The following is a 14,027-nucleotide window of genomic DNA, read 5'->3' as shown; positions in this document are numbered from 1 at the left end:
GCATCAGGGAATTGATGGAAAAACACCAATTGATATGAAAAATCTGTTACCGAAATAAATGACTTTTACAATTCCGAGGAACGAGGAATCTCTACAAGTAGCTCGACAAAGATTGGCGATTACTATGCAGAGTTTCTTGCTAAGATTCCCTCGTCCCGCTGAATGACAAACTCTACGCTGAAAAATAAAAAGGTTCAACTTTAAGTCAAACCTTTCGTCAGATTATTTTTTCTTTTTAGCTTTTGCTTTAGCCTTTTTCAACGCTTTTGCTTTCTTCTCAGCCACTTTTTTAGCTTTGGCTTTATCCTTTGCCTTTTTAGCTTTTTCTTTTTTCTTCTCTGCAGCTTTTAATTTTGCTTTTTTAGCTTTTTCTAATTTTTTGATAACCGCCTTAATCGCTTTTTCCCTTTTCTTTTCTTTCTCTTTTTTGGCTTTAAGTTTAGCTTTAAGCTTTGATTTTATATCGTTTTTTTCTTTGCCAATTTTCTCAACAGTTACAACAGGTTTGTTTTCTTCAAAAGGCACTGGAATATCTTCGGTTTTAATTTCCACAATTTCAGAAACAATAGGTTCTGCTTTTGCAGGCGCTGTTGCTGCTTTTTTTACAGTCGCTCTCGGCGTTGTTTTAGAGGCAGCTCTAACTGGCGTTTTTGCGGCAGGCTTAACAGTTGCAGCAGGTGCTTTTGCAGCGGTTGTTCTTGAAGCTGGTGCCTTTGTTGCTGTTGGTTTTGCAGCAGTTCTTGTTGTTCTTTTTACCGTTGTCTTGGTTTCTGGCTGTATTTCTGTAGTCTTTTCTACAGTTGTTTCTGCTGGAATATCAGTGTTGTTTACAGCAGGAGTACTTGGATTTCGTTTTATCATAACTGCATTTTTTATTGAATAATAGATAGTAACCAAGTAATTTTAAAGCTTTTGAAGTATAGAGCTTTAATATAAATTCTTAGTTAAGCTAAATATACGCAATTTTTGAATACGAAATGCTGTGCTTTTATCGAAGTCATTAATTTTCAACTGCTTCTAGAATTCTAAAATTACTTTTTGGTGCTTCGCATAAAGAACAGCAATACGTTTCAGGCAGATTTTCAAATAAAATACCTTTCGGAACTCCTTGGGTTTGATCTCCGTATTCAGAATTATAAAGAGTCAGGCATTCCTGGCATTGATAAACATCCAATTGCGGTTTTTCTTTTTTCTGCGGATTCTCAGCTGTTTCAGCTGCTACATTTCCAAGGCCTTCAAAATATTTTCGGCTTAATTCAATTAAAATAGTAGGAAGCTCGAGTTTATCAATATCTTGTGAATGAACAATGTATTCGCGCGTATTTGGGTCGAAATTCTTAGCAAACAAAACATTGTAAGTATCTCTGATTTTAATAGATTCTAAAGCAGCGGGAAGTTCATTTTTTTCGATGACAATCGAAGTAAAATAATGACCGTCACGATTGTATTCAGAAATTCCGAAATTTAATCCGTACGTGCTGATGTCAAATTGATCGAGTGTACGAACTAGAAATGTTTTCAAGTTTAAAGCCCATTCCATTGCAACTGGCAAATGCCAATTTAATTCTAAAAGGGAATGGCGAACGTTGATTCCTCTTTTGCCTAAAAACTTTTCCCATTCCAATTTTCTATCTTTTGGAATTCCTTTTATAATGAAAGATTTCCAAGGTGTAATGCAGATTTTACCAATTTTGCATTCAAAACATAAATCGCACATTTCTTTCAGAAAATCGAGATCGTAAAGATTATTTCTCCAATACAATCCCAGCCAATATTGATCAATTCCCATTCTATTCATTCCTTCGTAATACGGAAATGGATAAAACGGAATATTCAATGGTTTGTCAATTGTTCGATTATTGGTATCTAAAGCTTCGCTGACTAAGGTAAAGAGCATTTCAACATCAATAGAATCTTCTTCTGCGATTTTCTCGATTTCGTAATAAATTTTAGCCAAATCCCAGCTGTAAATCAAAACGGGATATACTTCCATTTTTTCCCATTTCGGAAGACGAATATATAAATACCAATAATCTTCATGTTCTGAAGCGATAAAATTCAAATGTCCGGTAAACAAAGGAACCAGTTGTTGCTTCGGATCGGTTATATTGACTTTTAGTTTTGGCTGTTCTTTAAATTCTTCTAGAACGTATAAAAAACGATTTCCTGTAAGCCAATTGGTATTTCTAAAAATATCTGTCGAAACGTAAGAAGAAACAATATTGTTGCCGCTTTTTTGATCAGGATACACAAAATGATGCTTCCCTAAAGTGGTTTTATCTAAAGATTTAAACCCTTTCGGAAAAATAATATCCTGTCTGGAACCAAATGAAATTGAATCCAGTCCTTCTTCCAAAGCGATATTAACGACTTCTCGCAATTCTCCTGGCGAAATAACGCCTCCTTTTACTATTAATCTTGTTAGTTCCATAGTTTTTTGTTTCAGGTTTCAGGTTTTCTTTGTTTCACGTTTGTCAGGCAGAGCGGAGTCGAAGCCCGATTCCAATTGGAACGCCCTTCTCCCGAAGTTTCGGGACGCTCAGGGTGACATTTCGTTGTTTTTAGTTTCAAGTTTCACGTTCCAATAACTTGAAACTTGACCCGAGGCTGAAAGCCGAACGGGCGAAGCAAACAAAGAAAACTTGAAACAAAATTTAAACCTTACATTTCGCCAATATCTCTTTAACCTCTGTTTTACAGCTTCCGCAGCCTAATCCTGCGCCTGTGTTTTTACATAAATCGGTAAAATCGCAGACACCACTTTTTATGGTCTCTTCAATGTTTCCGGCTCCGACTTGACTACATGAGCAGACTAATTTTCCCAAAACTGGTTTTGCGTTCGAACTTCCTCTTAAAAGCGTATTTCGTTTGTCTGATAATTCGATTTTGCTTTCAATCATCGTTTTAAATTCGGCAAACTCGTTTTTATCGCCCATTAAAATTGCACCGACCAAAAGATCGTCTTTTACAATACATTTTTTGTAATAACGTTTTTTCAAATCGGCAAAAACAATTTCTTCGTACGAATCGTCATTTTCTGGAATATTAATATCGCCAATACTGCAAAGGTTTATGTCTTCTAGTTTTAGAATATTCATTAAAATAGAACCTTTGTAATAACTGCTGATATCGCCGGCTAAAAAGTTGGCCAAAATATCTGCCTGTTCTTCTGCCGCAGAAGTAATTCCGAATAATTTATTGTCAAATTCGGCAATTTCGCCAATCGCAAAAATATCCGGATTTGAAGTTTGTAAATATTGATTTACTTTAACGCCACGTCCGCAGGCCAAACCGCTTTCGCGTGCTATTTCAATATTCGGAATCGTTCCAATCGTATATACAATCGCATTGGCGGTGATGATTTTACCACTTTTTAAGGCAATCTCAATTTCATTCGGATTATCAGTTTCAAAAACAGTACTGACTTCATTATCAAAATAAATCTGAATGTCACGAAGCTGCACTTCTTCTGCCAGTAATTTGCTTGAAATTAAATCCAATTGTCGCTCCATTAATCGCGAAGCACGCTGAATTATAGTGGTTTTTACTTTTTTATGTTTTAAAGCCGCTGCCAATTCCAAACCTAATAAACCGCCACCAATAATAACAACATGCTGTTCTTCTGGCGGAAGATTGGTGCTGTCTAAATGTTTTTTCAAACGGTCGGCATCTTCTTTTCGTCTAACGGTAAAACGTCCAGGCAAATGAAGCTGTGCATTTTCTGGAATAAAAGGACGGCTTCCTGTAGCGATAATCAAAGAATCAAAACTGTGGATTTCTCCTGTACTGTCTAAGATTGTTTTTTGTTTTGCATCTAATTTTTCAATTGCAACCCCAGCTTTCATGGTAATTTTTAATTTATTAAAAGCTTCGCCGTCTTTTACTTTCAAAAGCTGTTCCCAAGTAAATTCTCCCGTCATATATTCAGGAAGCAAAACACGGTTGTAAAATGGATTTACTTCATTCGAAAAAACAATAATTTCGTCGGTCGAATTGAATTCACGGTAATTTTGAATAAATCGGAAAGAAGCCGCTCCAGCACCTACAATGGCAATTTTCTGAAATGGTTTTACGTATTTTTTTATCGAAACCGTTGTGAATTTAAAATCAGGTTCTTTTGAAACTGGATCTACAACCGTATTCGTTAAATTATTCGTTCTGTTTAAATCATTTTCAAGTTGTTTTCCCCAATGCATCGGCAAGAAAACGACTTTTTCTTTGATCGAATCGGTTACTTTTGCTTTTACGCGAACTTCTCCATTATGGCTTGAAACCACAACGATATCGCCATTTTTAATATCATTTTTAAAAGCATCAATCGGATTTATTTCTAAAACTGGGCTTGGAATATGGGTTAACAATCGAGACACTTTTCCAGTTTTTGTCATCGTATGCCACTGATCTCGGATTCGCCCTGTTGTCAGAATAAATGGAAAATCAGCATTAGGCTGAACTGATGTGTTTTCTATAGAAACTGGCAAATTAAAAATGGCTTTTCCCGAAGGCGTATAGAATTTTTTATCGGTAAATAATCTTGGAGTTCCCGGATGCCCGTAATCTGGAACTGGCCATTGGAAAGTGCCTTCGTTTTTTAAACGATTGTAGTTTAAAAACGAAATATCAATATTAGTATTTTTGGTAAGCGCGCAATGTTCTTTGTAAATCTCTTCGGCGCTGTTGAAATTGAATCCGTTGAAATTCATTTTTTTAGCAAAACGAATTAAGATTTCAATATCTGGAAGCGCTTCTCCAGGCGCATTGATTCCTTTTGGCAGATACGAAATACGACGTTCCGAGTTGGTCATCGTTCCTTCTTTTTCCAGCCAGCCAGCTGCAGGCAATAATAAATCGGCAAATTTGGCTGTATCTGCATTATGCGAAATATCTTGAACCACAACAAATTTGGCATTTTTAAGCGCTTTTTCGGCTCTTCTCGAATCTGGTAAACTCACTAATGGATTGGTACAGATAATCCACACCGCTTTCATTTTTCCAGATTCTAAAGCTTCAAACATTTCTGTGGCGGTTAAACCTGGTTTGTCTGAAATCTCGTCTACACCCCAGAAATCCGCAACTTCTTTTCGGTGTGTCGGATTGGCAATGTCTTTGTGTGCGGCCAAAAGTGTCGCCATTCCGCCAACTTCGCGCCCGCCCATCGCGTTGGGCTGACCTGTTAGTGAAAATGGTCCAGAACCTGGTTTTCCAACTTGCCCCGTTAATAAAGACAAATTCAGTAATGCCGTATTTTTATCAACTCCAACGGCACTTTGATTTAGCCCCATTGCCCAAAGCGAAATAAATCCTTTTGCTTTTCCGATAATATCGGCAGCCAATTTAATATCGTTTACGGGAATTCCGCAAAGTTTTGAGGCTTTTTCAAGTGAAGTTCCTAAAACTAAATCTTTGTATTGTTTAAAGTTTTCGGCATTATTTTTAACGAAATCATGATCTACATATCCTTTTTCGATAATGCGTTTAGCGATGGCATGATATAAAATGATATCTGAACCTGGAATAATCTGCAAATGTAAATCGGAGAAAACAGCAGTATCGGTTCTCCTCGGATCGATACAGATTATTTTTGTTTTAGGATTTTTCTCTTTATGTTTTTCAAGTCGTCTGAATAGAATAGGGTGGCACCAAGCAGGATTGGCTCCTGTAATTAAAAACGTATCGGCCAATTCAATATCATCGTAAGCAATGGGAACCGAATCTTCGCCAAAAGTCTTTTTATATCCTACAACTGCAGAACTCATGCAAAGTCTGGAATTGGTATCGATATTGTTGGTTTTCAAAAAACCTTTGACCAGTTTATTGACTAAGTAATATTCTTCTGTTAAGCATTGTCCCGAAATATAAAATCCAACGCTATCTGGGCCGTGTTTTTTTATAATAGAAGAAAAGACGGCAGCGGCTCGGTCAAGTGCAGTATCCCAGCTTACGCGTTCCAGCGGATAAGATTTACTGCCTCGCATTTCAGGATATAAAATTCGATCTGAAGTATCATTTACTACGTAATGCAGGTTCATTCCTTTAGAACACAGCATTCCTTTGTTTACAGGATGATCTTTATCGCCTTCGACCATTACACCATTTTTAGCATCGTTGGTCACGATTATGCCGCAGCCAACGCCGCAGTAGGAACAGGTAGTTTTGATCTTCGTAGTTTGCATTTGGTGTTCTATTTAGAGATACTACTTTTATTGAATAGTCTGACTTTAGATAAGTACTTATGCAAAAATAAGTACTTTTTACGTATTAATACTTAATTTTTGAATTTATTTTTTTATTTTTGATGAAAATAAATTAGGAACAACACATTAGTTTTTAATCTGCTAAATATTAGAACTCATGAAAGAAGAGCAAGCGGTATGTTATTCCTGTACAAATGAGAATTGTTTTATAAAGAAGCATCTGCATTTAGAGCAGATGACCAATTATATTTCGAAAAAGCAAAATATAATCTGCAAAAAATCGGATCGGTTTATTACGGAAGGTGCGCCTTTGCAAGGGCTTTATTTTATTTGCAAAGGAAAAGCTAAAACCGTCAAAACCGGAATTAACGGCCGTGAACAAATTGTGCGTTTAACTAAAAACGGCGATATCATTGGTTTCCGTGGATTCGGTACGAGCAAACGTTATCTGATTGGCGCTTATGCCTTAGAAGATACGGTTTTGTGTAATTTTAGCAACGAAACGATGCTGGAAATTTTACAGCACGTTCCTGAATTTACTTATACTTTGATGTTGTTTTATGCCGAAGAATTAAACAAAAGTGAAAATAATATCCGCAAAATTGCACACATGAATGTCCGCGAGCGTGTGATTGATTTGCTATTGTATATTCATCGCAAATTCGGACAAACTAATGGTTTAATTGATATTGAGCTTTCGCGAAAGGAAATGGCCGACTTTGCTGGAACTACAGAAGAACAGGCGATTCGTATTTTATCCAGCCTTAAAAAAGAAGCTTTGATTAAAACCGAAGGAAAACGTGTTGGGATTATTCATGCCGAAAAACTTCGCTCAGAAATTATGGAGCATAAGTATTTTTAAGGTTCTAAGCTACTTAGATTCTGAGATGCTAAGACTTCGCTCTTAGTTTTTATTTTACTTTTTTACCATTTTCGTAGATGAAATTTAATTCTTCTCCATTTTTAGATAAACAAAATTGTTTTCCATTTTTCTTCCCGTTTTTATACTCGCAACTGTAAACTAATTTACCTTCTGAAAAAGATTCCTCTAGAATTTTGTTTTCATTTTCATCAAAATAAGTCGAGAGATATATCTTTCCATCAAAATCTAATTTGTCTTCTTTTTTCTTTTTTAAAACAAGATTTTCATGATAATATATTTTTCTACATGGAATACCCTTTTTGCTTTTGTTATAATATTCAGAATAAAGCATTATTCGGCCTTCTTTAAAATCAGTTTTTGATAATAAAACATCATTTGATCGACGATTTTCTATTGATCCTGAAAAAATAGAGTCATTACTGACTTTGTAAACAAGTCCATCTTTAGTGTATAAATCTTGAGATGTAAGAGATGTGTTTTCTTGCCCAAAAGCTTGAACAAATAGGAATAAAAATATAACTACTATTTTTTGATGCATGATTATTTCTTATTTTTTTCTTCCAACAAATCGAATCACAGAACCAGTTCCATTATGAAATAAGCCTTCGTTGAGTTCAATTTCTTTTTCTTCTAATTCAATGATTTCATAATTAGGAAAATCAACTTTGATTTCTTCAATAGAAAATAAAGATTCAATGTCTTTTGGTCCGCCGACTTTTTCATTTTTGGTTACGTATTCTAAATGTTTTTTACTGAAAGCTTCAAAAATAATTATTCCGTCTTTCTTTAAAAGTTTATCCAACTGTTTGTGAATTTTAGATTTTATAACAGCAGGAAAATGAGCATAAATTAAAGCAATCGCATCAAATTGTTGTTCTTCGAAATCCAAAGTTTCTAATTCGCCAACCTGATAATCAATCGAAACACTATTATTTTTAGCGAGAAGAAGCGCTTTGTTTCTGCCTTCTTCACTAATATCAAAAGCCGAAACTTGCCAGCCTAATTTTGCTGCAAAAATGGCATTCCGTCCTTCGCCTTCAGCAGGAAAAAGAATCGAACCAATTTCTAATTTTTCAATTTGTTCTTTTAAGTAATTGTTGGGTTCTTCGCCGTATGCAAATTCTTCGCTTTTGTAACGGTCGTCCCATCTTTGAGTCCAGGTGTTCATTTTGTTTATATTAAATTTTAAAAAAAATTATGCAATTGCAGTTATCTCCACATTATCAATAATCCATTTATCTCCCGCTTTTTTGATATAGATTCTAAAACTTTGTCCGCAACGTCCTCCGCAACCAAAGTAGCCATTAAAAACTCCAAACTTTTTATTTTGATCAAACTGTATTCTAGTAAATGAAACAGCTCCTGAAAAATTGAAGTTGTATTTAGCAAGCCAAATCATGCCTCTTTCTTTTGGAAACTGACTTATATGTCGCAACTCAAATCTGTTTTTGAGTTTGATATTTTTAAAGTCAAGAATAAATTCATTGTAGACTTTTTCTTTTTGAATAAATGGCTTTATATTTTTAAAATGCTTTTGAAGATATTCTGTTAAATCTTCTCTACTATATTCTATTACCGGATCAAATGCAATTACAATTTTTGACGTATCCTTTTTGATTTTCTCGGTATTAATTTTCCATTCAAGTAGTTTTTGCTTTTGTTCTTTTGTTGCTTTTGTGCTGTCCACACCCACATAATGCCCTGTTTTGTCAAATATTGATTCACCATACTCAGGAGGAAAGTTGGTGAATAGCCTTGTATCCATGCATGTTGAATCAATTAGGCTCGGAAAAATTTCGGTCATCACACTTTTTTCAAATTCCAAATATGAATTTTCCTTTTTACAGCTTGTAAATAATATAATAGAAATGATAAATAGTAAGGATGCGAGTTTCTTCATATGGTATTTTTATTTGAGGTCAGATCTCTTTTAAATTACGAATCTCAAATTATAAAGTAAATTTAATGATTAAAGGTTTATGATCACTATGCATCGTCCAGTCTTGATAGCTTCCGATTTCGACATTTTCTAAAGTTTCGATAAAATCATTTGAAGCAAAACAATAATCAAGATGATATGGTTTGTTTTCATGACGATAGAGATACCAGGTTGGGTGCGCTTCTTTACCTTGAATTTGATTGAAGTATTTATGATACGTGCTGAAAATATTCTTTTCTGCTAATTTATTTACGACTGTAGTGTGATTTCCTTCTCGTCTTGGTTTGTCCCAAATCGTGTTGCTGTTAAAATCTCCAATCAAAATTGTTTTGGTTTCTTTTATCAAATCTTTATAATAATTAATCGCTTTCCAAACCTGCGTGACGTAAGCACCATCTTTATCTGTTGGATTATTTGCCCAAATAGCAAACATAGTAAAATCGATGTTTCCGCCCGTAACAGCAATTGGGAGAATATTTTTGAAATTTGGATTATGGCATTCCATTAATTGAAATTTGTATTCTCCGTATGAAAAGACACCAATTCCTTTATGCGGATTTGTTCCATACCAAAGAATATCTGAAGGAGATTTTGCGTCTTCTGGAAATTTCAACCTTTCAGGATTTTCACATTCAGAAATTACGGCAATGTCAGGATTGAAAGCTAGAATATATTGAGCTTTTTTCCTGAATGCCATATTGCAATTCCAAGCAATGATTTTCATACATATTAATTAAAAAAATAATTAAAAAGTGAAATCAAATATACCTAATTATTAATATTTAAATGTTTCTTTTTACAGCAAAAAAAAGCCCTTTTTCAAGATCAGGAAAAGGGCATTCTATTATTTGTAAAATTAATTTATTGTAGTTCTATAATCTTAACCAACAAGTCTTGTCGTACCGCAATTGATGTCAATTTCTGCAAAATGATGTTTCCCCATCACGATAAGTAGCCTGTCTGAATTATAACCAACATATCTTATTTCAGGAGTTCCTTTTTTCGGCTTTCCGCAAATAGAAATCACATTGGTTTGCCATTTCAATTTCTTTCTTTTGTAAGCAGAAATGGTTTGTAAATCATTTTCAACATAGTAAACAATGTTGTTTTTCTTAATGCCTCTTTTTTGCGTTTTTGCAAAATTTATTTCTGAGCCTTTTGAAATCAAGGCATCATTAAATTTTTGGGCAATACCAGTTTGGGTAACCAAAAAGGTTAACATAGATAATTTTAGAAATGGTTTCATTAGGATAGAATTTGGGGTTCTTAATCGGCTCAAATATAAATAATTAAAACATATAATATGTATTTATTACATTAAAAAAAATACCCTTTTCCGAAATAGGAAAAGGGTAAAATATAGAAGCTAATTTTATAGAAAAATTATTTTTTCCAGCTAAAAATTCTTGGATTCACAGAAATCATTAACCAAGCCCAGTTGTTGGTATGGCCAGCATAACCAGGAGCTTTTAAAACTTCTAATGTTTTAGAGCCAAACATTTGAGAATAACCTCCTGTAACTGTGATATCTTTTTTGAAATTGTAACCAAAAGTTGCATCAATCTCCGTTCCTAAATACGAATCCATTTTGTTGTTTGCAACAACCACATCAGCAGCAGATAAGAATACATGTGGCATTAAAGCAAATTGCCATTTGTTTACATTATAACCCAATTTAACGAAAGCATCTTGCAACCCAACATTGTTTAAGTGATTTCCAACGTAAAAGTAATCCATGTAACCATTAAATCCGTGGTTGGTTCCGAATATTGGATTGAATGATTTAATTACTGTACTTCCGTCGTTTGAATCTTTTCCAGATAAAAACTCATAACCTAAACCAGCTTTAAAGGAATCAGTTATAGCATAGTTGAAATTAGCGGCAGCATTCCATGCACTAACTTCTAAATCTGTACTTTTTCCAGTTTGTCCGTAAAACCAAAAATTACTGTCTATTTTACTGTTTTTATAAGTTAAATAAGGTCCGAAAGTCTGTTTGTAATCCACTAGTAATTTAGCGTCTGCATTAGCGTATTCGTAACCTGTATTCAATACTAAAAAACTTAAACCTAAATCACTGCTAAATTGATTGTGATACCAAGCATATTGCATTGCTTTATAATTGGCGACAGTGTAAGGCGTTTGAAACACATTTTCTGCTGTTGAATTATAGGCACCTCCAAAATCTAACTTTTGTTTTTCGGTTTTATAAGTAATCGTTAACGCGTCGTGACTTTGTCCTTGTTGCGCCCAGTCCATTTCTCCAAGAATACGCTGATTATCGTAAGAAAGCACTTGACGTCCCATTTTTGCACTCCACTTTTCGGTAAAATTATATTGTGCCCAAGCTTCAAATACAGCTACGCCATTTTTATCGGCAGTAGTTGCTGGAGCAACATCTCCCCAAGTTCTGGTATTTTGAAACGTTAATTTTACCGTTAAATCGTCTTGTTTGAAATTTAGATTCAAGCGAGAACGCTGCGAAATTTGCGAAGTTCCTTTTTGTCCTTCTGGCAAAAGTGTTTTGTATCCATTTCTATATTCAAAACGCGGTCTGATCTGCAGATTTGCATCCAATTCCTGAGCCTGAAGATCAATACTTAATCCTATTATAAGTATTAAAACTAATTTAAGTTTTTTCATAAATTGTCATGTTTATTTTCTTAGTGTAAAATTATAAGAAAAAGCCGTCATTTAAATATGATTTAAATCATATTTCTAATTTTTTTTTAATTTAAGTCTAATAAGCAGGCTCTAATTTTGCTTTACTTACTTTAATTTGTTTTTCTTTAGATAGTTGTGCAATAGTGAAATGCATCCAAACAAGACAAATAGTAGAGAATATTAAAATGAAAATCCATGAACTTGACCAGATTCCAGTTGCGGTTAATAAATACCCAAAGATAATTGGACCAAAAAATCCGCCTAACCCGCCAATCATTCCCACCATGCCGCCCACAACACCAACTTCACTAGGGAAATATTCTGGAATATGTTTGTAAACTGCCGCTTTTCCGATTCCCCAAGAAATTCCGATCAGAATTACTAAAACTAGAAATACCCACATGTTGGCATCAAATTTAATGACTGTTACACCTTTAGCAATCAGTTCTTTTTTTGCAACACTTTGATTGTGTGACACAACAACATCCTGCCAGCTCGACGAAGTTGGAAAAATGGTATTTTCAGCCGTGTTAGCGGTTTTTTGTGCAATCGGATATTCTTTATCTCCAATTTTTACCGTTTTATCATTAATTTCATTAACAACGCCTTTTTTAGCTGCTAGTATTCCTGGACCAGAAGTGGTGATTTCCATTTTAGGAATCGATAATAAAGCACTTAAAATTACTGAAGAACCCAAAACCCAATACATTACTTTTCTTGCTCCGAATTTATCAGACAAGTAACCACCAAAAGCTCTGATCACGCCAGAAGGCAAGCTAAACATAGTAGCAAATAAACCTCCCATAACCAAGCTCGTTTGGTAAACGTTCATGAAGTTTGGCAATAACCATTGCGAATAAGCCACAAAACACCCAAAAACTAAGAAATAATACGCTCCAAAACGCCATACTCTTTGCGATTTTAATGGAGTTAGCATTTGAGAAATAGTTTTCCCGCTGCTTTCTATTTTTTTGTTTTTAGCGAAAATTAAAAAAGCAATACCAATAATAACTAATGAAACAGCATAAATAATAGGGAGTGTTTTCCATCCATTTTGCGGATCGTCAATTGAAAAATGATTTAGTAATGAAGGAGCAAGAAAAGTAGTGATAGCTGCGCCTGCATTTCCCATTCCGAAGATTCCGAGTGCGCGACCTTGCCATTCTTTTGGGTACCAGATTGAGGTATAGCCAATTCCGACTGCAAAACTAGTTCCGACCATTCCGAATAGAAAGCTTAGTAAAGCAAACATTGCAAAACTGTCAGCATAGGGAAGAAGGAACAGCGGAATCGAACAGAGCAGTAATAAAAGTGAAAAAACATATTTTCCGCCAAATTTATCCGTCAAGATTCCGATTGGAAGACGCATAATAGATCCAGTTAAAATTGGGATGCCCAAAAGCCATCCTACTTGAATAACATCCCAATGGAAAATTCCGTTATCTACTAAAAAAGTTACTAGAACGCCATTTAATGTCCAGCAGGCAAAACACACTGTAAAAGCCAATGTGTTCAAAAATAAAATTTTGTGTGATTGCGATAGTGAGTTTGAATTTTTCATAGTACTTATATTTTTATGTAAAAGTAAGTACTATAACTTAGTTAAAACCTGCTAAAACGCAGTTTTTGAAAAATAATTACGTATTTATACGTATTTTTTTAAATCAATGAATACTCAGCAGCTTTATTTGAAAGTTCCATTAAGTTTTTCACTTTCAGTTTTTTCATTAAGTTGAAACGGTGTACCTCGGCAGTTCGTTTACTGATATCTAAAGCTTCGGCGATTTCTTTGTTTCCTTTTCCAGATAATAAAAGCGTAAGTATTTCTTTTTCTCTTTTGGTAATCATCATTTCTTCGCCTAAAGTTTGTTTAGGTTCTAATGACGCCGAAGAACTAGTTAATTGACCAATTAAAATAGAAGAAATGTCACCGCTGAAATATTTTCCGCCGCCAGAAACACTATGAAGTGCTTTTAAGAATTCTTCTTTGCTTGAGCCTTTTAGTAAATAGCCGTCGGCTCCCGCTTTTATAGATTTCAACACATATTCTTCCGATTCGTGCATTGAAAGCATTATGATTTTTACGTTGTTATTCTCGCTTCTAAGTTTTTCTACTACCTCAATGCCCGTTAAGTTAGGCATACGAATATCTACTATAAGTAAGTCAGGCTTTGTCGCAGCAACTACTTCTAGCGCATCTGCACCATCAATTGCTTCGCCCACAACCTCAATGTTTGCTTCGTTTTCCAGTAAAGATTTGATTCCGTCTCTAACAAAAACATGGTCATCTGCCAGTACTACACGAATGTTATTACTCATAGTTTACTTAATTTTGATTCTCGATTTT

Annotated in this window: 12 protein-coding genes; 1 reads left to right on the top strand and 11 read right to left on the bottom strand. The window is 34.6% G+C overall.

The features are described from left to right. Positions 1-222: 222 nt before the first annotated feature. The 3 genes from Q9Q97_RS20615 to Q9Q97_RS20605 form a co-directional block, all read right to left on the bottom strand. Positions 223-861, bottom strand: a complete 639-nt coding sequence (locus Q9Q97_RS20615) for a hypothetical protein (protein WP_306160573.1) — start codon at positions 859-861, stop codon at positions 223-225. A gap of 139 nt (positions 862-1,000) precedes the next feature. Continuing rightward, complete coding sequence (locus Q9Q97_RS20610; RefSeq protein ID WP_306160572.1) at positions 1,001-2,431, bottom strand: rubredoxin; 1,431 nt, start codon at positions 2,429-2,431, stop codon at positions 1,001-1,003. 223 nt (positions 2,432-2,654) lie between these two features. Next, positions 2,655-6,173: a nitrate reductase gene (locus Q9Q97_RS20605; RefSeq protein WP_306160570.1), complete on the bottom strand. Its 3,519-nt coding sequence runs from the start codon at positions 6,171-6,173 to the stop codon at positions 2,655-2,657. Positions 6,174-6,351: 178 nt separating this feature from the next. Here Q9Q97_RS20605 and Q9Q97_RS20600 point away from each other — a divergent pair, with 178 nt between their 5' ends. Further along, positions 6,352-7,056, top strand: coding sequence for a Crp/Fnr family transcriptional regulator (locus Q9Q97_RS20600; RefSeq protein WP_306160569.1), 705 nt, complete (start codon positions 6,352-6,354; stop codon positions 7,054-7,056). Between the two features lie 49 nt (positions 7,057-7,105). Here the strand turns inward: Q9Q97_RS20600 and Q9Q97_RS20595 are convergent, their stop codons facing one another. From Q9Q97_RS20595 to Q9Q97_RS20560, 8 genes are all read right to left on the bottom strand, one after another. Next, positions 7,106-7,615: a hypothetical protein gene (locus Q9Q97_RS20595; RefSeq protein WP_306160567.1), complete on the bottom strand. Its 510-nt coding sequence runs from the start codon at positions 7,613-7,615 to the stop codon at positions 7,106-7,108. Positions 7,616-7,624: 9 nt separating this feature from the next. Continuing rightward, positions 7,625-8,245, bottom strand: a complete 621-nt coding sequence (locus Q9Q97_RS20590; protein WP_306160565.1) for a bifunctional 2-polyprenyl-6-hydroxyphenol methylase/3-demethylubiquinol 3-O-methyltransferase UbiG — start codon at positions 8,243-8,245, stop codon at positions 7,625-7,627. A 27-nt stretch (positions 8,246-8,272) separates the two neighbouring features. Then, positions 8,273-8,902, bottom strand: coding sequence for a hypothetical protein (locus tag Q9Q97_RS20585; protein WP_306160563.1), 630 nt, complete (start codon positions 8,900-8,902; stop codon positions 8,273-8,275). 124 nt (positions 8,903-9,026) lie between these two features. Then, on the bottom strand, positions 9,027-9,740 hold the full coding sequence (locus tag Q9Q97_RS20580) for an endonuclease/exonuclease/phosphatase family protein (protein ID WP_306160561.1): 714 nt from the start codon (positions 9,738-9,740) through the stop codon (positions 9,027-9,029). Between the two features lie 156 nt (positions 9,741-9,896). After that, complete coding sequence (locus tag Q9Q97_RS20575) at positions 9,897-10,262, bottom strand: hypothetical protein (protein WP_306160559.1); 366 nt, start codon at positions 10,260-10,262, stop codon at positions 9,897-9,899. 137 nt (positions 10,263-10,399) lie between these two features. Further along, a complete protein-coding gene (locus Q9Q97_RS20570; protein ID WP_306160557.1) occupies positions 10,400-11,659 on the bottom strand; it encodes an alginate export family protein in 1,260 nt (419 codons plus the stop codon). Positions 11,660-11,756: 97 nt separating this feature from the next. After that, positions 11,757-13,241 (bottom strand): nitrate/nitrite transporter, encoded by a 1,485-nt coding sequence (locus tag Q9Q97_RS20565; RefSeq protein WP_306160555.1) that lies wholly within the window; start codon positions 13,239-13,241, stop codon positions 11,757-11,759. Positions 13,242-13,339: 98 nt separating this feature from the next. After that, on the bottom strand, positions 13,340-13,999 hold the full coding sequence (locus Q9Q97_RS20560) for a response regulator transcription factor (protein WP_306160553.1): 660 nt from the start codon (positions 13,997-13,999) through the stop codon (positions 13,340-13,342). Between the last annotated feature and the right edge of the window lie 28 nt (positions 14,000-14,027).

The organism is Flavobacterium sp. DG2-3, from assembly GCF_030730925.1.
GTDB lineage: Bacteria > Bacteroidota > Bacteroidia > Flavobacteriales > Flavobacteriaceae > Flavobacterium.
The sequence above is the reverse complement of the archived record's forward strand: the minus strand, read 5'-3'. Positions and strand labels throughout refer to the sequence as shown.

Coding starts and splice junctions, on each gene's coding strand:
- Q9Q97_RS20615 (WP_306160573.1), bottom strand. CDS start 861: ATGATAAAACGAAATCCAAGTACTCCTGCTGTAAACAACACTGATATT.
- Q9Q97_RS20610 (WP_306160572.1), bottom strand. CDS start 2,431: ATGGAACTAACAAGATTAATAGTAAAAGGAGGCGTTATTTCGCCAGGA.
- Q9Q97_RS20605 (WP_306160570.1), bottom strand. CDS start 6,173: ATGCAAACTACGAAGATCAAAACTACCTGTTCCTACTGCGGCGTTGGC.
- Q9Q97_RS20600 (WP_306160569.1), top strand. CDS start 6,352: ATGAAAGAAGAGCAAGCGGTATGTTATTCCTGTACAAATGAGAATTGT.
- Q9Q97_RS20595 (WP_306160567.1), bottom strand. CDS start 7,615: ATGCATCAAAAAATAGTAGTTATATTTTTATTCCTATTTGTTCAAGCT.
- Q9Q97_RS20590 (WP_306160565.1), bottom strand. CDS start 8,245: ATGAACACCTGGACTCAAAGATGGGACGACCGTTACAAAAGCGAAGAA.
- Q9Q97_RS20580 (WP_306160561.1), bottom strand. CDS start 9,740: ATGAAAATCATTGCTTGGAATTGCAATATGGCATTCAGGAAAAAAGCT.
- Q9Q97_RS20575 (WP_306160559.1), bottom strand. CDS start 10,262: ATGAAACCATTTCTAAAATTATCTATGTTAACCTTTTTGGTTACCCAA.
- Q9Q97_RS20570 (WP_306160557.1), bottom strand. CDS start 11,659: ATGAAAAAACTTAAATTAGTTTTAATACTTATAATAGGATTAAGTATT.
- Q9Q97_RS20565 (WP_306160555.1), bottom strand. CDS start 13,241: ATGAAAAATTCAAACTCACTATCGCAATCACACAAAATTTTATTTTTG.
- Q9Q97_RS20560 (WP_306160553.1), bottom strand. CDS start 13,999: ATGAGTAATAACATTCGTGTAGTACTGGCAGATGACCATGTTTTTGTT.